Source organism: Isoptericola sp. NPDC055881 (assembly GCF_053615895.1).
This window is the reverse complement of sequence record NZ_JBSHCR010000075.1, coordinates 1-18748: the sequence shown is the minus strand read 5'-3', so window position 1 is coordinate 18748 and position 18748 is coordinate 1. Positions and strand designations below refer to the sequence as shown.

Here is an 18748-nt window from a genome sequence, read left to right as displayed (position 1 = left end):
CCGGCCACGTCCAGGCGCGCCATCGCGCCCGCGGCGTCGTCGATCGATCCCGCGACCTCCAGATAGTCCTGACCCCCGGCCAGCACCAGCACCGGATCCCCGGGCGTGGGGTCCGAGTCCAGCCCTACCGGCGACCAGTCCGCCGGCCTCACACCGGACCGCCAGGCCTGGCCGGGGCCGGCGCGGGGGCACCGTCGCCGCGGATCCCGTCGGCGAGGTCACCGTCGATGTCCGTGAACGCCTGCGCCACCTGCACCGACGCGTCGGCCAGCAGGCGCAGGTTCTCCGTCATCTTCTTGCGCGTGTCGTCCCACGAGCTCGCGAAGTCCCGCACCGCGCTCGCCAGCCCGTCGTGCCCGACCGCGTCCGCGATCCGGTCCGAGCGCGTCGTCGCGTTCTCGAACTCGTCCGCCACCGTGGTCAGGCTCGACCCCAGCTCGGTCACCGCGTCCAGGTCCACCCGCAGATCCGCCATCGGCCCTCACCTCTCGTCGCCCGCACGAGAGTAACCAGGCCCACGCAGGTGCACCACGGGGAGAGCTGCCCATCGGTGCTCCCCATCGGTGCTCCCCATCGGTGCTTTCCATCAGTGCTGCTCAGCAGCACCGCGACCCGGGGTTGCGGTCCTGCTCGGCGTAGTGCTCGCGCCAGAACGCGCGCTCGCTCAGCGGCTCGCGGTCGGGGTGCGCGGACCGCTCGTGCGCCACGTAGGTGCGGTAGGCGTCGTCGCCCATCACCTGCCGTACGTACCAGCGCAGTCCCGCCCACCCCGCCGACGCCGCCCGGGTCAGCGCCCGGGCGGCGTCGCGTGCCGTCGGCCCGACGGCGCGGGCGTCAGCGGTGCCCGGCACCGGAGGTCTCCCGCAGACCGGCCTCGGCCCACTGCTTCTCGATCCGCTTCTCGGCGGCGGACGCGAACAGGTTGGCCGGGGCGAAGCGCCGCGACGCCACCGGCGGGTCCTCGTGGTTGGCGCCGCCGCCCGCGCGGAACGCGTGGATCGTCACGACCACCGAGGCCACGATCACGATGATCGACAGCACCACGAAGATGATCGAGAGCGTGCCCTGCACGAACGTGTTGCGGACCACGGCCTCCATCGCGGCGACGTCGGGCGCGGTGCCGAACGAGGTCTCCCCGGCGTCGAGCGCCTGCTGGAACGCGCGGTGCTGCGCCCAGTACCCGACGGCGGGGACGTCCGAGAAGATCTTCTCGAACGACGCGGTGATGGTGATGACCGCGGTGAACGCGAGCGGCAGGGCCACGATCCACAGCCACGCCCAGTACGCGCGACCCCGCTTCGCGACGATCGCGAGCACGACGGCGAGGGCGATCGCGGCCAGCAGCTGGTTCGCGATGCCGAACAGCGGGAAGAACGTGTTGATGCCGCCGAGCGGGTCGGTCACGCCGAGGTAGAGGATGCTGCCCCACCCGGCGACCATGATCGCGGTGCAGACCCACACTCCCGGCCGCCAGCTCACGTCCTTGAACCGCGGTGCGACGTTGCCGATCGTGTCCTGCAGCATGAACCGCGCCACGCGGGTGCCGGCGTCGACGGCGGTGAGGATGAACAGCGCCTCGAACATGATCGCGAAGTGGTACCAGAAGCCCATCATCGCGGTGCCGCCGAACAGCTGGTGCATGATGTGCGCCAGCCCGAGCGCGAGCGTCGGAGCACCCCCCGTGCGGGACACGATGGAGGGCTCGCCCACCTGGCTCGCGAGGGTCGTGAGGGTGTCCGGCGTGAGGTTGACGCCGGCGAGACCCAGCGAGTTCACGAAGGCGACCGCGCCCTCGATCGTGCCGCCCGTGGCGGCAGCCGAGGAGTTCATCGCGAAGTACACGCCGCGGTCGATGGAGATCGCGGCGACCAGCGCCATGATCGCGACGAACGACTCCATGAGCATGCCGCCGTACCCGATGAAGCGCGTCTGGCGCTCCTTCTCCACGAGCTTCGGCGTCGTGCCGGACGAGATGAGCGCATGGAACCCGGACAGGGCGCCGCACGCGATCGTCACGAACAGGAACGGGAACAGGCTGCCGGCCACGACGGGGCCGGTCTCGGAGCCCGCGAACTCGCTGACCGCGGGCACGGAGATCTCTGGGCGCACGATGACGACGGCGCCTGCGAGCACCACGATGACGCCCACCTTCATGAAGGTGGACAGGTAGTCGCGGGGTGCCAGCAGCAGCCACACGGGCAGGACGGCGGCGACGAACCCGTAGACGATGATGCCGACGGCGATCGTCGTGCGGTCGAGGTGGAAGAGCTCCGACCCCCAGGCCGTGTCCGCCACCCAGCCGCCGCCGATGATGGCGGCCATCAGCAGCACGAAGCCGATGAGCGAGACCTCGGTGATCCGGCCGGGTCGGAGGTACCGCAGGTACACGCCCATGAACAGGGCGATCGGGATGGTCATGGCGACGCTGAACACGCCCCACGGGCTCTCGCCGAGGGCGTTGACCACCACGAGGGCGAGGATCGCCACGATGATGATCATGATCAGCAGGGACGCGACGATCGCGGCGACGCCGCCGATGCGTCCCAGCTCCTCGCGCGCCATCTGGCCGATGCTGCGGCCGCCGCGACGCATGGAGAAGAAGAGGACCAGGTAGTCCTGCACGGCCCCCGCGAGCACCACGCCGACGATGATCCAGATCGTGCCCGGCAGGTAGCCCATCTGGGCGGCGAGGACGGGGCCGACCAGCGGGCCGGCGCCGGCGATGGCGGCGAAGTGGTGGCCGAACAGCACGCGGCGGTCGGTGGGGACGAAGTCCTTGCCGTCCTCGTGCGTCTCGGCGGGCGTGGCGCGGCGGTCGTCCGGGCGGGTGATGAACTTCTCGATGACCTTCGAGTAGAAGCGGTACCCGATGAGGTACGTGCACACCGAGGCGAAGACGAACCAGATCGCGTTCACGGTCTCGCCGCGCACCAGGGCGAGCATGACCCACGCGACGCCGCCGAGCAGCGCGATCGCCGCCCAGAGCACGACCTTCTGCCAGGTCCAGCGGGGGCTCAGGTCCTCCGCCGGCACCGCCGTCGGGGGGAGCGAGGGGTCGGGGACGATCTCGTCCGTCGCCACGGGGGCTCCGGGATCTGCAGACAAGGTGAGCCTCCAAGGCGTCGCGTCGTCGGGACCCGAGACAGGATAGGGGGTGAAAACCCCGGGAGCGGCTTCCGGACGGCGGGGCATAGTGTGGCCGCCATGGACACCGAAGAGCGCCTCGCCGTCTTCCTCGACTACGAGAACCTGGCGCTCGGCGCGCGGGACCACCTGGGCGGCATGCAGTTCGACTTCAAGCCGATCGCGGACGCGCTCGCCGTGCGGGGGCGCGTGGTCGTGCGCCGCGCCTACGCCGACTGGTCGTACTTCGACGAGGACCGGCGGATGCTGACCCGCCACCAGGTCGAGCTCATCGAGATGACCCAGCGCATGGGGGCGTCCCGCAAGAACGCCGCCGACATCAAGATGGTGGTCGACGCCATCGAGATGGCCTTCGAGCGCGAGTACATCACCACGTTCGTCATGTGCACGGGCGACTCCGACTTCTCCCCGCTGGTGCACAAGCTGCGCGAGCTCGACAAGCGCGTCATCGGCGTCGGCGTCGAGAACTCGACGTCGCGCCTGCTGCCGCCCGCGTGCGACGAGTTCCTGTTCTACGACCGGCTCGAGGGTGTCGACGTGCCCGACGAGTCCGAGGCGCCCGCCCCCAAGCGGTCCGGGCGTGGCGCGGGCAAGGGCACCGGCCGGTCGGGCGGCGGCCGCGGCGGGCGTGCCAAGCCCCCGGCGGCCACCGAGGCTCCTGCCGAGGCGCCCGCCGAGGCCGCGGGGGCGACGCCGTCCCCGGCACCGGTCGAGGAGGCCGCGCCCGCGACGTCCGGCACGACGACGACGCGTGGCCGCCGCAAGAAGTCCCCGGCGGCCGAGGCCCCCGCCGTCGAGCCCGCCGCGGAGCCTGCCGTCGAGCCGAGCGCCGCGGCCGAGGCCGACGTCGAGCACGAGGACGCCGCCCCCGGCGAGGAGGCGACGATGGAGGTCAAGGTGGCGCAGACGCTCGCCGACCTGCAGGCCTCCACCAGCGGGACCGTCACGGCGTCGATGCTCAAGCGCACGATGGTGCGCAAGGACCCCACGTTCAGCGAGTCCGACTACGGCTTCCGCACCTTCGGGGAGTTCCTGCGCTTCCTCGCCGACCGCGGTTTCGTGGTCCTCTCACCCGGGCCGTCGACGGGCGACCCGGAGGTGGCGCTGCCCGAGCAGCAGGACACGGAGGGCGCGTTCGGGCTGCTCCGCGCAGCCGTGCAGGACGCCGGCGGGACCGCGCCGCTGTCGGGCCTCAAGAACGAGGTCCGCAAGCGCCGCCCCGACTTCTCGGAGAAGGCGCTCGGCTACCGCGGCTTCCTGCAGTTCGCGAAGGGCGCGCAGGCCGCCGGCGCCGTCGCCCTCGCGTGGGACGACGACGCCGACGACTACCTGCTCACCGCCGTCTGACGGCTCAGCGGCCGACGAACGCGAGCAGCGTCGCGTTCACCTCGTCGGCGTGCGTCCACAGCAGGCCGTGCGGCGCGCCCTCGATCTCGACGTACTCGGCGTCGGGCACCGCCTGGTGGAACCGGCGGCCGGACGCGTCGATCGGCAGGATGTTGTCCTTCGTGCCGTGCAGGATCAGCGTCGGCTTGCCGGCCGCGCGCACCGCCTCGACGTCGGCCCGGAAGTCCTCGATCCAGGTGGGCACGACGGCGTAGGCGGCGACGGGGGCCGAGCTCACGGCGGTGATCCAGTTGGCGCGCACGACCTCCTCGGAGATCCGGGTGCCGAGGTTCTCGTCCAGGTTGTAGAAGTCCTTGTAGAACTGCGTGAACCAGGCGTAGCGGTCCGTGCGGGCGGCGTCGGCGATCCCGTCGAACACGGCCTGCGGCACGCCCTCGGGGTTGTCGTCCCGCTGCACGAGGAACGGCTCGAGCGACGCGAGGAAGGCGAGCTTGGCGACGCGGTCGTGGCCGTGGTTGTGCACGTAGCGGGCGAGCTCGCCGGTGCCCATGGAGAAGCCGACGAGGATCACGTCGCGCAGGTCCAGCGTGGTCAGGACGGTGTCGAGGTCCTTGGCGAACGTGTCGTAGTCGTAGCCCGAGCCGACCTTGCTCGACGCCCCGAAGCCGCGCCGGTCGTAGGTGATCACGCGGTAGCCGGCGGCGAGGAGCTCACGGGTCTGGAGCTCCCAGCTGTGCCCGTCGAGCGGGTACCCGTGCACGAGGACGACCGGCTGACCCGCGCCCTGGTCCTCGTAGTAGAGCTCGATGTCCGTGCTGTTTTCCTGCCCGACGGTGATGTAGCCCATGTCCGTGCTCCCTCTCCGGGGGGAGAACGATCGTTCTCCCGCTGAGCGCTACAGTAGAGAACGATGGTTCTCCGCGCAAGGGGGATCGACCGACGAGAGGGTGAACGATGCTCGACGAGGTGACGGCGCGCGACACCGTGGTCGCAGCCGCTGACCGGCTCTTCTACGCCCGCGGCGTCCAGGCCGTCGGCATGGACGCCGTGCGGGCCGAGGCGGGCGTCTCGCTCAAGCGCATCTATGCGCTGTTCCCGTCCAAGGAGGACCTGGTCGTCGCGGTCCTCGGTCTGCGCACCCGGCAGTGGGCCGACGGCGTGGCGCGGGCGGCCGCCGCGGCCACGACCCCCCGGGAGCAGATCCTCACCGTCTTCGACTTCCTCGACACCTGGTTCCGGGAGGACGGCTTCCGGGGCTGCGCCTTCATCAACTCCTTCGGCGAGCTCGGCGCGACGTCGCCCCGGATCGCCGAGGCCGTGCGCGGGCACAAGGACGCGTTCCGGCAGCACGTCCTGGGCCTGGTGCGCGAGGCCGGCCTGCCCGACGCCGTCGCCCTCCAGGTGGTCCTGCTCGCCGAGGGCGCGCAGACCACCGCCGCGATCACGCACGACGCCGACGTCGCCCGGGAGGCACGGCGCGCCGCCGACGCCCTGCTGGCCGCCGCCTGACGCACGGTTCGCGAGGCTGCCGGGAGCAGGGGGCACAATGGTGCGGTGACCTATCGGTTCCTGCGCCTCGTCCTGTCGCTCCTGGTGTACGTGCTGCTGCGCCCCCAGGTGACGGGACTGCACAACATCCCGCGGCGTGGTCCCGTGATCCTGGCGAGCAACCACCTGTCGTTCATCGACTCGATCATCATCCCGCTCGTCGTGCCCCGGCACGTCACCTTCATCGCGAAGGCGGAGTACTGGACGGGCCGCGGCCTCAAGGGGCGCGTCTCGCGCTGGTTCTTCACCACGATGGGCCACATCCCCGTCGACCGGGAGGACCCGCGCGCCGGGCAGCGGTCCCTCGACGACGCGCTCGTCGTGCTCCGGCGCGGCGGCGCCTTCGGCATCTACCCCGAGGGCACGCGCTCCCGGGACGGCAAGCTGCACCAGGGGCACACCGGCGTCGCCTGGCTGGCGCTCGCCGGCTCCGCGCCCGTCGTGCCCGTCGCGCTGCGCGGCACCGACAAGGTGCAGCCCGTGGGCAAGCGGCTGCCCCGCCCGTCGCGCGGCATCCAGGTGCACTTCGGTGCCCCCATCGACCCGTCGCGGCAGCTCACCACCGGAGCCCGCCCCGCGCAGGTGCGCCGGGAGCTGACGGACCACGTCATGGACTCCATCCACAAGATGAGCGGTCAGGAGCTCGCCGCGTGAGCGTCCCCTCGCCGCACGGCGAGGAGGTGCAGCGCCTCTTCGACACGGTCCCCGGCTACTACGACCGGATGAACCGCCTGATGACCCTGGGCCGACACGCCGCCTGGTGCCGCGACGTCGCGCGCCGGGTGCAGCTGCCCGCCGGCGGGTCGCTGCTCGACATCGCCACCGGCACCGGCGTGATCGCCCTCGAGGCCGCGCGCCAGTACCCCGGCGCCACGATCCACGGTGTCGACTTCTCCGAGGGGATGCTCGACGGCGCACGCGGCAAGCCGGGCGCCGACGCCGTGACCTGGGGCTTCGCCGACGCCAACGCGCTGCCCTTCGACGACGCGTCTTTCGACGCGGTCACCCACGGCTACCTGCTGCGCAACGTCGAGGACGCCGAGCGCGTGCTCGCCGAGCAGCTGCGCGTGCTCAAGCCCGGCGGCCGCCTCGCCCTGCTCGAGACCTGCCCGCCCCGCGGGCTGCTGAAGTACCCGGTGGCCCTCGGCGTGAAGGTCGTCATCCCGCTGCTGGGCCAGCTCGTGGCGCGCGACAAGAAGTCGTACACCTACCTCGAGGAGACCACCCTCGGGTTCATGTCGCCGGAGCAGGTCGCCGGCATCCTGTGGCGGCTCGGGTTCGACGACGTCACCTGGCGGCGACGCTTCCTCGGCACCCACATGATCGTGAGCGCCCGCAAGCTGGCATAGCCGGGCTCTGACGGGTGCCCTCCACCTCGGTCGGACGCGTGGACCGGCGCTCCACGGTCAGTCGACGACCTCGATCGGGGCATAGGGGTCCTGCGCGCAGCTGGCGCCTGGATCGAGCTCGCAGCGCGTCTTGGCGCCTTGGAGTCGCAGGGACACCTCTGCCTTGCCGGCCGGGATGTCATCAGGGACCCGGACGGTTCCGTGAGCGGCTCCGTCGCTGCTCGGGTCCAGCAGGCCGAGGGACGCCGAGTAACGGCCCATCGTCGGGTCGCTGTCGGGCATCTCCGACATGATCGTGACCACGTAGCGGGCCCGGGCCGGCATGCGCGGCTCGCAGTCCACGCCGTCGTCTCGTCCGGTGGTCTCGAGGTGCAGCTCGTCGCCTGGTGCGACGCGCTGCGGCGTCACGACCGGGTCCTCCGGCCTGCAGTACGCCGTACGGTCGACCGCGGACTCGATGGCCGAGCAGCCCGAGAGTGCGGCCAAGGTGAGCGCGAGAGCAGCGCTGCTCGTCCGCCGGGAAGCGGCACGTCGGCGCCGGCCAGGCATCATCGCCTTCCTTGGTTCACGGTCAGCGGCCTAGAGAGCGAAGTCAGGGGGCGCGTCCTCGCCCACGCGGCCGTCCACCGCCTCACGGAGGATGTCGGCGTGACCGGTGTGTCGCGCGTACTCCTCGATCATGTCCAGGAGCATCTCGCGGACGCTGGGCGCGCGACCGTCTCGGCGGGTGAACGACGCCGGACCGTCGAGCCCGCGCTCCCTGATGACCTCGCTCACCACCTCTCGCGACCGCTCGACCGCCGCGCGCCAGAGCGCGTCGACGTCCTCCGGGCGGTCCAGCGCCCCGGTCCGCCAGTCCCAGTCGGGCTGGGAGTCGAGGTCGACGGAGTCCCACGGTGACCCGAGCTCGCGGCCCGCCAGCTTCACGGCGAGCCAGTCCGTCTCCACCAGAGCCACATGCTTGACGAGTCCGCCCAACGTCATCGAGGTCGCGGCCGTGGACGCCCGCCGCCCGCTCGCGTCGAGCCCCGTCGTCTTCCAGGCGAAGTTCCGACGGTTGCGCTCGAGTACCGCGCACAGCGCGTCCGCCTCGGAAAGGGGCGCCGGGCCCGATGTCTCGGGAGTTGAGTCGCTCATGGGCGGGAAGCCTAGCCAGCGCCACCGACCGTGTCGCTACGCGGCGGGCGTCGCGCCGATACGGACGAGCTCGTCGGAGTAGTCGCCCCGGTAGCTGGAGACCGGGCTGTCCTCGGGCTGAGTGCTCACCACCTCGGTGACCACGAGGTACGCCCCCAGGGCGCCGACGACGATGCCGACCACGAAGACGGTCGCGGCGAGCGCTCCCCGCGTCAACGACCGGATCACCGCCCCCACCACGCGGCGACACGGGAGCGATCCCCGGAGCGGGCTCGCAGGTGCCCAGGTATGCGGACGGCGAGTGACACTCATGTCGCTTTTCCTTCCGGCGCGCATTCCCAGCAAATCTGTCACTTTCACTCCTCGGTCCTGGGTTCGTACGCGCACGAGTGTGAGTCATGCGGACGAGATCCACCGGCGAATTGCAGGATTCGCAACGGGCTGAGGTGGTGTCCGTGCGTTGCGTCCCGTGCCCAGGGTTCCCCCGACCGGGGGAGGCGCGACACGCACGCGGTCGGCAGACTGGCGGCATGGCGGCGCGGACGGCGGTGGGCAGCGGACGGCGCACCGCGCGCTGGGCGCTGACGCCGCTGACCAGCGCGTCCACCGTGCGTGCGGGCGTGTACCTCGTCATCGGGGGAGTGGTCGCCGGGGCCTACCTCCTGCTCGCCGCCGGATTCGTGCAGATGTTCGCCGACCCGGCCACCCCGCGCACCGCCGTCGCCGTCCTGGCCGCGATGACGGCCGTCCTCGTGGGCGCGCCGCCCTTCCTCGCGCCCGTGCGGGCGCTGGAGATCGCCGCGGCGCGGACCTTCCTCGACGTCGGCGCCGAGGCCCTGCCCGACCCGGCCGGGCCGCCCACCGTCGCGACACGGTGGCGCGGTGCTGCCTGGTTCGCGCTGCACCTCGCCCTCGGTGCCGTCGTGACGCTGGGCCTGCTGGTGGCCGTGCCGCTCGCGACGCAGCTCGTGCTGTCGGCGGCCGGCGTCGACCAGGCGTTCCTCGCCCAGGTGACGCCGACGTTCGCGCACAGCCCCGCCGGGTGGGTTGCCCTCGCCGTGCTGGCGCTGCTCGCCCTGCCGTACGGCACGGCGCTCGCACGGCGGGTGCTGAGGCAGTCGGCGGAGGCCCTCCTCGGGCCGGACCAGACGGCGCGGATCGCGGAGCTCGAGGCGCGGGCCGACCGGCTCGCGGAGCGCGGCCGGCTCGCCCGCGAGCTGCACGACTCGGTCGGGCACGCGCTCACTGTCACGACCCTGCAGGCCGCGGCCGCGTCGCGGCTGGTCGGCTCCGACCCGGACGCGGCCCGCCGCTCGCTCGCCGCGATCGAGGAGTCCGGCCGCGCGGCGATGGCCGACCTCGACCACGTGCTCGGGCTGCTGCGCGCCGGCGACGGCGTCCCCGCCGACCGGCGGGCGCCCGCCCGTGCGCTCGCCGACCTCCCCGCCCTCGTGGACGACGCACGCCACGCGGGTGCCCAGGTGCACCTCGACCTCGCCCCCGGGGCCGCCGACGCGCTGCCCCGGGCGACCTCGCACGAGGCCTACCGCGTGGTGCAGGAGGCGCTCACCAACGCCGTCCGGCACGCTCCCGGCAGCCCGGTCGCGGTGCGGGTGCGCCTGGCGGGCGACCGTCTCGTCGTCGAGGTCGTGAACCCGCTGTCGGGGAGGCCCCGGGGGTCGGCGGGGCGCGGCGGCCGCGGCCTGCACGGCATGGCCGAGCGGGTCCGGCTCCTGCGCGGCGACCTCGACGCCGGGCCGCGCGAGGACACGTGGGTGGTGACGGCGCGCTTCCCGCTGGCCTGAGCGCGGGCGCCCGGGGGCCCGGTCCGCACCGATGCGGCAGGATCGACGGCGTGAACCTCCCTCCGGGCACTGACGCCGTCCGCGTCGTCCTCGTCGACGACGAGCCGCTGGTGCGGGCGGGCCTGCGCGTGATCCTCGACGCGGAGCCCGACCTGGAGGTCGTGGGGGAGGCGGCCGACGGGTCCGAGGTCCCCCAGGCGGTGGCGCAGGCGCAGCCGGACGTCGTCCTCATGGACGTGCGGATGCCGCGCGTGGACGGGATCGCGGCGACGCGGGCCGTCGTCGGGTCGGGCCGGCCGGGCGCCCCCGCGCCCAAGGTGCTCGTGCTCACCACCTTCGAGAACGACGACCACGTGCTCGACGCCCTGCACGCCGGCGCGCAGGGCTTCCTGCTGAAGCGGGCGCGTCCGGAGGAGGTCGCGGACGCCGTGCGGCTCGTGGCGCGGGGCGACTCGCTGCTCTTCCCCGACGCGGTGCGACGGCTCGTGGCCGCGCACGGCACGGACGGATCGGCCTCCGGCGGGCTGCGGGACGCCCGCCTCACCGCGCGGGAGGGCGAGGTGCTGCGCCTGATGGCGACGGGCCTGTCGAACGCCGAGATCGCGGGCGAGCTGTACCTGGGCGTCGAGACCGTGCGCACCCATGTGGGCAACGTGCTCGCCAAGCTCGGCGTGCGCGACCGCACGCAGGCCGTGGTGCGCGCCTACGAGTCCGGCTTCGTGCCGGTGCACGGCGGGCCGAGCGCGTAGGAGGCACCCGCGCCGTCGCGACCGCCGTCAGCGGGTGGAGTCAGGACGGAGCAGCCAGGCGAGCCGCTCGGCGAGCTCCACGCCGTCCTCGCCGCGCACCAGCGGGGCGCCGGGCTCCGGGCGGCCGCGCACGGGGCGTACCCGGGCGCGGGCGACCTTCCGGATGGCGATCGCCACCACGCGCCCCTGCCAGCGCGCGGACGCGCGCACGTACACGTCCTCGTCGAGCTGGCCGGCGTCGCCGAGCAGGAGCCACCGCACGTCGGGGAACGTCGTCATGAGGCGGTCCAGGGTGTCGCTCTTGTGCTGCGGGCCGCTGCGGAACCAGCCGGTCTGCGTCGGTCCCCAGTCGGTGAGGAGCAGGGGGCCCGGCGGGAACCCGTACCGGTCGAGGAACTGCGACAGCGTCCCGGCGGTGTTCCACGCGCCGTTGGAGAGGTAGACGAACGGCGCTCCGGGGTGGTCGGCGGCGAGCCGCCGGTAGAGCTCCGGCATCCCCGGGACGGGACGGCGTGCGCTCGCCCGGATGACGAACGTGTTCCACGCCGCGACCAGCGGGCGCGGCACGGCGGTGATCATCGCCGTGTCGTCGATGTCGCTCACGACGCCGAACGTCGTGCCGGGACCGACGACGACCACCTGGCCGGTGGCCTCGGCGCCGGAGCGCTCGGCGGTGAGGACGACGTCGTGCCGACCGGCCGGCAGAGGGGCGTCCTCGGGAGGCGACACCAGGGCGTCCACGTACCCGGCGCGGTCGGTCTTGACGGTGACGTCCGCGCCGCCCACGGTCACCCGCACCGGCTCGCCGGGTGCCGGCATGGTGAGGTAGCTGCGCAGCGGCCGTCGTTCCGCCGCGAGCTCCGGCGCCAGCGGTCCCGTCGCGTGCGACGGCGGCACCAGCAGCACGCGGGCGAGCACCCGCACGCCGAGCGGCGTGCCGTACCCGGTGTACGGGAGGAGGCGCGGCACCCAGCCCCGCCGGCGCAGGAACGCCCCCGCCACGGCGCACCACCGGTCCTCCAGCAGCGCCGCGAGGTGAGGTCGCTGGGTGCGTCGGGGGAGGGGGTGCTGTGTGGCGGGGGCGTCCGGCATGCCCCGATCGTCCCTGCTACTGGCCGCCCATGCCCGTCGTGGCGACACCCTGGACGATCCGGCGCTGGAAGAGCATGAACACGACTAGGAGCGGCAGCGCCGCGATCATCGCCGACGCCATGTTCTGCGCGTACTGCACGCCGTACGCGTTCTTCACGGTCGACAGGCCGACGGGCAGGGTCATGAACTGCGGGTCGGTCGTGACGATGAACGGCCACAGGAAGTTGTTCCACGCGCCGATGAACACGAAGATCGCGACGGCGACGAGGATCGACTTCGACAGCGGCAGCACGATCGTCCAGAACAGCCGCCACGTGCCGGCGCCGTCGATGCGGGCCGCGTCGAGCAGCTCGGTGGGGATGGCGTCGAAGAACCGCTTGAGGATGAACACCATCACCGGCGCCACGACCTGCGGCAGCACGATGCCCGCGAACGTGTCCACCAGCCCCATGGCCTGCATCTGCTTGAACAGCGGCACGATGAGGATCTGGCCGGGCATCATGATCGACGCGACCGTGAGGAACTGCAGCAGCCTGCGTCCCTTGAACACCGTCTGCGAGAACGCGAAGGCGGCCATCGCGGAGATCAGCACGGTCAGCGCGGTCACGAGGACGGCGACGACCAGGCTGTTCCACATCCAGCCCAGCAGCTCGCTGTTGCCGAGGACCTGGCGGTAGGCGTCCAGCGTCCAGCCCTGGCTGGGCCACCACGACGCGGGCAGGGCCGCCTCGGCCTCGTGCTTGAAGCTGGTGACGGCGCCCCAGGCGAGGGGCAGCAGCCACAGCACGGCCAGGACGACGAGGGCGGCGAGCGCGGCGGCCCGCACCCACGGCGACGGACCGATCGTCAGCTTGGTGAGCGTGCGGTTCTCGGCGCGGGTCTGCTGCGCGGCCGACCGGCGTCCGGCGACCAACGTCGAGACGGACCGGGGCGCGGACTGAGCGACGGACACGTCAGGCCTCCTTCTTCGTGGGCAGCAGCCGGACCAGCGTGAACACGAGGATCAGGGCGAAGAACACGTACGAGATGGCGGAGGCGTACCCGAGGCGGTAGTTCGTGAAGCCCGTGTCGTAGACGTACTCGAGGATCGGCCGCGTGCTCCCGTTGGGACCGCCGGCGGTGAGCAGGTAGATCTGGTCGAAGACCTTGAGCGAGGCGAGCAGCTGCAGCACGGCGATCACGCCGGTGATGGTCTTCAGCTGCGGGAGGGTGATGGAGAACAGCCGCCGCCATCCGCCGGCGCCGTCGATCGTCGCCGCCTCGTACTGCTGCTGCGGGATGCCCTGCAGGGCCGCCAGGTACAGGAGGAAGTTGAAGCCGACGGTCCACCAGACGGTGACGAGCGCGATGGAGAACATCGCGACGTTCTCGTCGGTGAGCCACCCCACCGGCCCGAGGCCGAGCTTCGCGATCCAGACGTCCAGCAGGCCGATCTCCGGCTGGAACAGCCAGCTCGCCAGGGACGACACGACGGCGCTGGTCAGCAGGAACGGCGCGAAGAACGACATCCGCCACACCCACTGGCCCGGCAGGCCGGTGTGCACCAGCAGCGCCATGAGGAGCGCGACGACGATGAGGGGGACGGTGCTGAGCACCGTGAACCACACCGTGTGCAGGAGCGTCTGCCACACCTGCGGGTCGCTGAAGGCCTCGACGTAGTTGTCGAAGCCGATGAACGAGCTCCCCGTGGCGGTGAGGCTCTGGTCGGTGAAGCTCATCCACAGGCCGTAGATCGTCGGCCACAGGAGGAAGAGTCCGGTCGCCACCGCGAACGGGGCGACGAACAGGTACCCGGAACGGTCCCGTGCGCGCAGCGAGGTGCGGGTGGCGCGGGTCCCGGTACGGGGACGGGTGCCCGTGCGGCCCCGGGAGGGGCGTGCGACGGGGGCGCTGAGTGACGTGCTCGAGGCGGTCATCGTCGTCCTCTCTCGGTCAGGCGGGGCTGGGCTGCGAGAGGAAGCGGTTCATCTCGCTGAGCATGCGGTCGACGGCGGTCTGCGGGGACGCCTTGCCGGACAGGGTGTCGGTCATGGCGTCGCCCATGCGCGTCTGGAAGTCGCTGCCGCCGCCGGTGAACCAGGCGTCGGGGTCGAAGACGGCGATCTCGGCGGCGGGCGCATAGTCGCGCTGCGGGGTGAGCGACTGGTACTCCGGCGTCTGGACCACCGGCTGGTACGCCGGGATGTGTCCCGCGGACGCCCAGGTCAGGCCCTCCTTGAGGAGGCCGGCGAGGACGCGGTACGTGGCCGCGCGCTTGGCGGGGTCCGGGTGCGCCTGCCTCGGCAGGACGAACGAGTGGGAGTCGGCGTAGTTCGCCGGCGTCCCGAAGATCGCCGGGAACGGCGTGGCGCCGACGTCGGGGATGGCGCCCTGGAACATCGGGAGGTCCCACTCGCCGGAGAACATCAGCCCGGTGCGCTCGGACATGAACCGCCCGGAGGCGGCGCCGCCGTCCTGGTTCTTCGCCGCGACCTTGCCGTCGACCATCTCCTGGAGGAACTCGAACACCTCGGTGGCCGCCTTCTCGTCCAGCTCGGCCGGCTTGCCCGGCGTCAGGTCGTAGCCGCCTCCGTTCTGGTTGTACAGGCCCCAGAACATGCGCCAGCAGCCCGCGGTGTCGCGCAGGTAGCCCCACGAGACGCCCGTCTCGCCCGTGACCTCGGCCATCGCGCGGCCCGCGTCGAGGAACGCGTCCGCGCCGGGTGCCAGGGCGAGCTTGCCGTCGGCGTCGAGCAGGCCCGCCTGCCCGGCGATCTTCGGGTTGTTGAACGCGATGTACGGGTGGGTGTCGAGCGGCAGCGCGTACAGCTGGCCGTCGAACTGCGCCTTCTCCCACACGGCGGGCGCGAAGTCGTCCTGCGTGATGCCGAGGTCGGCGAGGGCGTCCAGGTCGAACGGCTCCAGCAAGCCGCCGGGCGCGTACCCGGCGAGGCGCGACATGTGCATCACCGCGGCCTCCGGGGGGCGCCCGCCCGAGGACGCCATGGCGAGCTTCGTGTAGTAGGGGGCGCCCCAGGCGAGAGTCGTGGAGTCGACGGCGATGTCCGTGTTCGCCTTCGCGACCGCACCGACCATCTTCTGCATGAGCGCGCCGTCACCGCCCGAGAAGAGGTCCCAGATCATCACCGACGTGCGCCCGGACCCCGACGCCGCGGGTGTCGCGCACCCCGACAGGGCGCCGCCGAGCGCGATGCCGCCGGCCCCGACGAGCGCCGCCTGGAGCAGGCCGCGCCTGCTCCACCTCGGCCCGTCGTCCGCGGGACCGCTGCTTCCGGACCGAGGACGTCGTCCGGGTGCGTGGCTCGGCCACGACCCCCCTGGCGACGCAGAACTGCGCTGCATGGTCTTCATCGACCCTCCTTGGTGCAACGTTGCGCTCCAACGTGGGACCACGATGGACTAGGGCGGGCAGCCCGTCAAGAGAGCCAGCAAGGTTCTCCGTGGGCCGCCGGAGGGAGGAACGGATGTCGGCACTCGAGGGCGAGGACGGACGAGCGGGCGGCGGCGCCCGGGGACGCGGGTCGGGCCGGGTGGGGATCAAGGACGTGGCCGCGGAGGCGGGCGTGTCGTGGAAGACGGTCTCGAACGTCGTCAACGGCACCGGGCGCGTCGGCGACGACACGCGGGCGCGGGTCGAGGAGGTCATCGCCACCCTCGGCTACCGCCCCAACCTCGCGGGACGCCAGCTGCGCAGCGGGCGGACGAGCACCCTGGCGCTCGCTGTCCCGTGGGTGCACTCGCCGTACTTCTCGGCCCTCGCGCACATCGTGATCGACGTCGCCGGGGCGCGCGGCTACCGCGTGCTCATCGAGGAGACGCGCACGGTCCGCGAGTCCGAGCTCGCCGTGGCGCGCGGCTTCGAGGTGCAGGCGATCGACGGGATCATCTTCTCGCCGCTGACCATCGCGCCGAGCGAGGTCGCCGAGGTGCGCGGGGAGACGCCGATGGTGCTCCTGGGGGAGCGGACCGACCCCGGCAGCCCCGGTGACCTGCGCACCGACCACGTGAGCATCGACAACGTCCTGGCGGCGCGGGAGGTCACCGACCACCTGCTGACCTCGGGGCGCACGCGGCTCGCGTTCCTCGGCGCGGAGCCGGTGGACGACCGCACCGGGATGCTTCGCGTGCGCGGGTTCCGGGAGGCGCACGAGGCGTCCGGCCGCAGCGCGGACCCGCGCTGGATCCTGCCGGCGCCGCAGTTCTCCCGGCAGGCGGGAGCGACGGCCGTGGAGGAGATCCTGCCGCGGGTCGACCAGATCGACGGGCTCGTCTGCGCCAACGACGAGCTCGCGCTGGGCGCGCTGTACGCGCTGCGGCTCAACGGCGTGCGGGTGCCGGAGGACCTGGCCGTCACGGGCTGGGACAACACCGAGGACGGACGGTTCGCCAACCCGTCGCTGACGACGGTCGCGCCGGACCTGCAGGCCATCGCGGAGACCGCCGTGGAGCGCGTCGTCGCCCAGGTGCGCCGCCCCGGCGCCGACGCCCCGCCGGCCCCGGTGGACGTCGTCGTACCGCACCGGCTCCTCGTCCGGGAGAGCAGCAGGCCGCCGATCTCGACCCTCTGACCGCCCAGTCTCTGATTCAACGTTGCATCTTTTCGGGTTCCGCTGTTGAATCGGCGACGCACTGTCATCCACGCGCAACGGAGCTCAACGATGTCCGTCCTCGATCGTCTCGATCCTCCCTCCGCCCCGACCGGCGGCGACCTCCCCCGCCCCGAGTACCCGCGCCCGCAGGTGGTGCGGGACCGCTGGCTCAACCTCAACGGCTCCTGGGGGTTCGAGATCGACCCCGGTGACTCCGGTCTCGAGCGGGGCCTGCGCGAGCGGTCGCTCGCCGGCACCATCACCGTGCCGTTCGCCCCGGAGTCCGAGCTGTCCGGGGTGGAGAACACCGACTTCCTCGAGGCGGTCTGGTACCGCCGCGAGGTGACCGTCCCGGCGGACTGGGACGAGGTCGCGGGCGCCGACACCCACGTGCTGCTGCACTTCGGGGCCGTCGACCACGACGCCACCGTCTGGGTGGACGGCACCGAGGTGGCGCGCCACCGCGGTGGGTTCACCCCGTTCACGGCCGACCTGTTCGGCGTCGCGGCGCCGGGCGACACCGTGACCGTCGTCGTGCGGGCCCGCGACCACCGCGGCATCCCGCAGGCACGCGGCAAGCAGTCCGGCCTGTACGCCAACAAGGACTGCCACTACACGCGCACCACGGGCATCTGGCAGACGGTGTGGATGGAGCCGGTGCCCGGCGCCAGCCTGCGCCGTCCGCGCATCACCCCGGACCTCGCCGCGCGCGCCCTCGACGTGCGGGTGCCGCTCACGCAGAACCGCCGGGGCCACCACGTGGTCGTGACGGTGAGCGACGCGGACGGTGTCGTCGCCACCGAGACCACGCGCGCGGACCTCGACCTCGCGCCGTCGGTGCGCGTCGTGATCCCCGCGGACCGGGTGCGTCCGTGGTCCACGCAGGACCCGCACCTGTACGGCGTCGAGGTCGAGCTGCACGACGCGGCGGGCGACGTCGTCGACGCGGTCCGCTCGTACGCGGGCCTGCGTTCCGTGGCGATCGAGGGCAAGGCGGTCCGGATCAACGGCGAGCCCGTCTTCCAGCGCCTCGTGCTCGACCAGGGCTACTGGCCCGAGTCGCTCATGACCGCGCCCAGCGACGCCGCCCTGCGGCGCGACGTCGAGCTCGGCCTCGAGGCGGGCTTCAACGGCGCCCGCCTGCACCAGAAGGTCTTCGAGGAGCGCTACCTCTTCCACGCCGACCGGCTGGGCTACCTCGTGTGGGGCGAGTTCGGCGACTGGGGGGCGGGCGACTTCGGCCGCAGGGACGACCACCAGAAGCCGACCACGTCGTACGTCGGCGAGTGGCTGGAGGCCCTGGAGCGGGACTTCTCCCACCCGTCGATCATCGGCTGGTGCCCGCTGAACGAGACCCACCAGCTGCTGCACGACCGGATCACGCAGCTCGACGACGTCACGCGCGCGATGTTCCTCGCGACCAAGCTCGCGGACCCGTCGCGCCCCGTGCTCGACGCCAGCGGGTACTCGCACCGCGTGCTCGAGACCGACGTCTGGGACTCCCACCACTACGAGCAGGACCCGGAGGCGTTCGCCCGCGACATGGCGGGGCTGAAGGACGGCCGGCCGTACGCGAACGACTACGACGAGGGCCCCATCTCGCTCCCGTACCGGGGGCAGCCGTACTTCTGCAGCGAGTACGGCGGCATCTGGTGGAACCCGGAGGAGGCGGCCCAGGCTGCGGGCGACGACCGCAGCGAGTCGTGGGGCTACGGCCAGCGCGTGGCCGACGAGGAGGAGTTCCACACCCGGTTCGCCGGGCTGACGGACGCCCTGCTCGACGACCCGCTGATGTTCGGCTACTGCTACACGCAGCTCACCGATGTGTTCCAGGAGCAGAACGGCATCTACCGCTTCGACCGCTCCGGCAAGCTCGACGTCGAGCGGGTGCGCGCCGTGCAGGTGCGTCCGGCCGCGTTCGAGAAGGACGCCGACTGACCCACGACGACCCCTCGACGTAGCGATTCCTCCTCGTCCCAGGCCGGGAC

At 72.5% G+C, this 18748-nt stretch carries 19 protein-coding genes; 8 read left to right on the top strand and 11 right to left on the bottom strand.

Features of this window, described 5'->3' with window-relative positions; all coding sequences use genetic code 11:
- Positions 1-148: 148 nt before the first annotated feature.
- From ACWGKI_RS17895 to ACWGKI_RS17885, 3 genes are all read right to left on the bottom strand, one after another.
- On the bottom strand, positions 149-475 hold the full coding sequence (locus ACWGKI_RS17895; protein WP_452188795.1) for a hypothetical protein: 327 nt from the start codon (positions 473-475) through the stop codon (positions 149-151).
- 121 nt (positions 476-596) lie between these two features.
- Positions 597-851 (bottom strand): YbdD/YjiX family protein, encoded by a 255-nt coding sequence (locus tag ACWGKI_RS17890; protein ID WP_452188793.1) that lies wholly within the window; start codon positions 849-851, stop codon positions 597-599.
- Positions 835-3081, bottom strand: a complete 2247-nt coding sequence (locus tag ACWGKI_RS17885; protein WP_452188791.1) for a carbon starvation CstA family protein — start codon at positions 3079-3081, stop codon at positions 835-837. The genes ACWGKI_RS17890 and ACWGKI_RS17885 overlap by 17 nt, the downstream gene beginning before the upstream one ends.
- Positions 3082-3204: 123 nt before the next feature.
- Here ACWGKI_RS17885 and ACWGKI_RS17880 point away from each other — a divergent pair, with 123 nt between their 5' ends.
- Entirely contained in the window at positions 3205-4491 is a 1287-nt protein-coding gene (locus ACWGKI_RS17880) for an NYN domain-containing protein (RefSeq protein WP_452188789.1), read from the top strand.
- A gap of 4 nt (positions 4492-4495) precedes the next feature.
- Here ACWGKI_RS17880 and ACWGKI_RS17875 read toward each other — a convergent pair whose 3' ends face one another.
- Positions 4496-5338: an alpha/beta fold hydrolase gene (locus ACWGKI_RS17875; protein WP_452188787.1), complete on the bottom strand. Its 843-nt coding sequence runs from the start codon at positions 5336-5338 to the stop codon at positions 4496-4498.
- A gap of 107 nt (positions 5339-5445) precedes the next feature.
- Between ACWGKI_RS17875 and ACWGKI_RS17870 the strand changes: the two genes are divergently transcribed.
- From ACWGKI_RS17870 to ACWGKI_RS17860, 3 genes are read left to right on the top strand one after another with little or no spacing between them, the layout of a single operon-like run.
- Entirely contained in the window at positions 5446-6000 is a 555-nt protein-coding gene (locus tag ACWGKI_RS17870) for a TetR/AcrR family transcriptional regulator (protein ID WP_452188785.1), read from the top strand.
- Between the two features lie 45 nt (positions 6001-6045).
- Positions 6046-6693, top strand: coding sequence for a lysophospholipid acyltransferase family protein (locus tag ACWGKI_RS17865; RefSeq protein ID WP_380242028.1), 648 nt, complete (start codon positions 6046-6048; stop codon positions 6691-6693).
- Entirely contained in the window at positions 6690-7388 is a 699-nt protein-coding gene (locus ACWGKI_RS17860) for a ubiquinone/menaquinone biosynthesis methyltransferase (RefSeq protein WP_452188783.1), read from the top strand. Before ACWGKI_RS17865 ends, ACWGKI_RS17860 begins: the two co-directional genes overlap by 4 nt.
- 57 nt (positions 7389-7445) lie before the next feature.
- Here ACWGKI_RS17860 and ACWGKI_RS17855 read toward each other — a convergent pair whose 3' ends face one another.
- The 3 genes from ACWGKI_RS17855 to ACWGKI_RS17845 all read right to left on the bottom strand — a co-directional run bounded on the left by ACWGKI_RS17855 (position 7446) and on the right by ACWGKI_RS17845 (position 8753).
- On the bottom strand, positions 7446-7796 hold the full coding sequence (locus tag ACWGKI_RS17855) for a hypothetical protein (RefSeq protein WP_452188781.1): 351 nt from the start codon (positions 7794-7796) through the stop codon (positions 7446-7448).
- Between the two features lie 171 nt (positions 7797-7967).
- The gene (locus ACWGKI_RS17850; RefSeq protein ID WP_452188779.1) at positions 7968-8525 is read right to left on the bottom strand and encodes a mycothiol transferase; all 558 of its coding nucleotides are present in this window, start codon (positions 8523-8525) and stop codon (positions 7968-7970) included.
- A 36-nt stretch (positions 8526-8561) separates the two neighbouring features.
- Positions 8562-8753 (bottom strand): hypothetical protein, encoded by a 192-nt coding sequence (locus ACWGKI_RS17845; protein ID WP_452188778.1) that lies wholly within the window; start codon positions 8751-8753, stop codon positions 8562-8564.
- Between the two features lie 302 nt (positions 8754-9055).
- Between ACWGKI_RS17845 and ACWGKI_RS17840 the strand changes: the two genes are divergently transcribed.
- Together ACWGKI_RS17840 and ACWGKI_RS17835 are read left to right on the top strand one after the other, a co-directional pair.
- On the top strand, positions 9056-10330 hold the full coding sequence (locus tag ACWGKI_RS17840) for a sensor histidine kinase (protein ID WP_452188776.1): 1275 nt from the start codon (positions 9056-9058) through the stop codon (positions 10328-10330).
- A 50-nt stretch (positions 10331-10380) separates the two neighbouring features.
- Positions 10381-11079: a response regulator gene (locus ACWGKI_RS17835; RefSeq protein WP_452188774.1), complete on the top strand. Its 699-nt coding sequence runs from the start codon at positions 10381-10383 to the stop codon at positions 11077-11079.
- A gap of 27 nt (positions 11080-11106) precedes the next feature.
- Here ACWGKI_RS17835 and ACWGKI_RS17830 read toward each other — a convergent pair whose 3' ends face one another.
- Genes ACWGKI_RS17830 through ACWGKI_RS17815 form a run of 4 tightly spaced genes read right to left on the bottom strand, consistent with a single transcriptional unit; the run spans position 11107 to position 15522 of the window.
- Positions 11107-12171 (bottom strand): App1 family protein, encoded by a 1065-nt coding sequence (locus ACWGKI_RS17830; RefSeq protein ID WP_452188772.1) that lies wholly within the window; start codon positions 12169-12171, stop codon positions 11107-11109.
- A gap of 16 nt (positions 12172-12187) precedes the next feature.
- The gene (locus ACWGKI_RS17825) at positions 12188-13123 is read right to left on the bottom strand and encodes a carbohydrate ABC transporter permease (RefSeq protein WP_452188770.1); all 936 of its coding nucleotides are present in this window, start codon (positions 13121-13123) and stop codon (positions 12188-12190) included.
- A 1-nt stretch (position 13124) separates the two neighbouring features.
- A complete protein-coding gene (locus tag ACWGKI_RS17820) occupies positions 13125-14087 on the bottom strand; it encodes a carbohydrate ABC transporter permease (protein ID WP_452188768.1) in 963 nt (320 codons plus the stop codon).
- A 16-nt stretch (positions 14088-14103) separates the two neighbouring features.
- Positions 14104-15522, bottom strand: coding sequence for an extracellular solute-binding protein (locus tag ACWGKI_RS17815; protein ID WP_380242005.1), 1419 nt, complete (start codon positions 15520-15522; stop codon positions 14104-14106).
- A gap of 113 nt (positions 15523-15635) precedes the next feature.
- Between ACWGKI_RS17815 and ACWGKI_RS17810 the strand changes: the two genes are divergently transcribed.
- Positions 15636-16739, top strand: coding sequence for a LacI family DNA-binding transcriptional regulator (locus ACWGKI_RS17810; protein WP_452188766.1), 1104 nt, complete (start codon positions 15636-15638; stop codon positions 16737-16739).
- Between the two features lie 90 nt (positions 16740-16829).
- Entirely contained in the window at positions 16830-18698 is a 1869-nt protein-coding gene (locus ACWGKI_RS17805) for a glycoside hydrolase family 2 protein (protein WP_452188764.1), read from the top strand.
- Positions 18699-18748: the final 50 nt, after the last annotated feature.

Bases quoted from the DNA above. Each gene is read 5' to 3' on its own strand.
- ACWGKI_RS17815 (WP_380242005.1), bottom strand. From the start codon at position 15,522: ATGAAGACCATGCAGCGCAGTTCTGCGTCGCCAGGGGGGTCGTGGCCG.
- ACWGKI_RS17870 (WP_452188785.1), top strand. From the start codon at position 5,446: ATGCTCGACGAGGTGACGGCGCGCGACACCGTGGTCGCAGCCGCTGAC.
- ACWGKI_RS17850 (WP_452188779.1), bottom strand. From the start codon at position 8,525: ATGAGCGACTCAACTCCCGAGACATCGGGCCCGGCGCCCCTTTCCGAG.
- ACWGKI_RS17820 (WP_452188768.1), bottom strand. From the start codon at position 14,087: ATGACCGCCTCGAGCACGTCACTCAGCGCCCCCGTCGCACGCCCCTCC.
- ACWGKI_RS17880 (WP_452188789.1), top strand. From the start codon at position 3,205: ATGGACACCGAAGAGCGCCTCGCCGTCTTCCTCGACTACGAGAACCTG.
- ACWGKI_RS17840 (WP_452188776.1), top strand. From the start codon at position 9,056: ATGGCGGCGCGGACGGCGGTGGGCAGCGGACGGCGCACCGCGCGCTGG.
- ACWGKI_RS17830 (WP_452188772.1), bottom strand. From the start codon at position 12,171: ATGCCGGACGCCCCCGCCACACAGCACCCCCTCCCCCGACGCACCCAG.
- ACWGKI_RS17895 (WP_452188795.1), bottom strand. From the start codon at position 475: ATGGCGGATCTGCGGGTGGACCTGGACGCGGTGACCGAGCTGGGGTCG.
- ACWGKI_RS17810 (WP_452188766.1), top strand. From the start codon at position 15,636: ATGTCGGCACTCGAGGGCGAGGACGGACGAGCGGGCGGCGGCGCCCGG.
- ACWGKI_RS17805 (WP_452188764.1), top strand. From the start codon at position 16,830: ATGTCCGTCCTCGATCGTCTCGATCCTCCCTCCGCCCCGACCGGCGGC.
- ACWGKI_RS17875 (WP_452188787.1), bottom strand. From the start codon at position 5,338: ATGGGCTACATCACCGTCGGGCAGGAAAACAGCACGGACATCGAGCTC.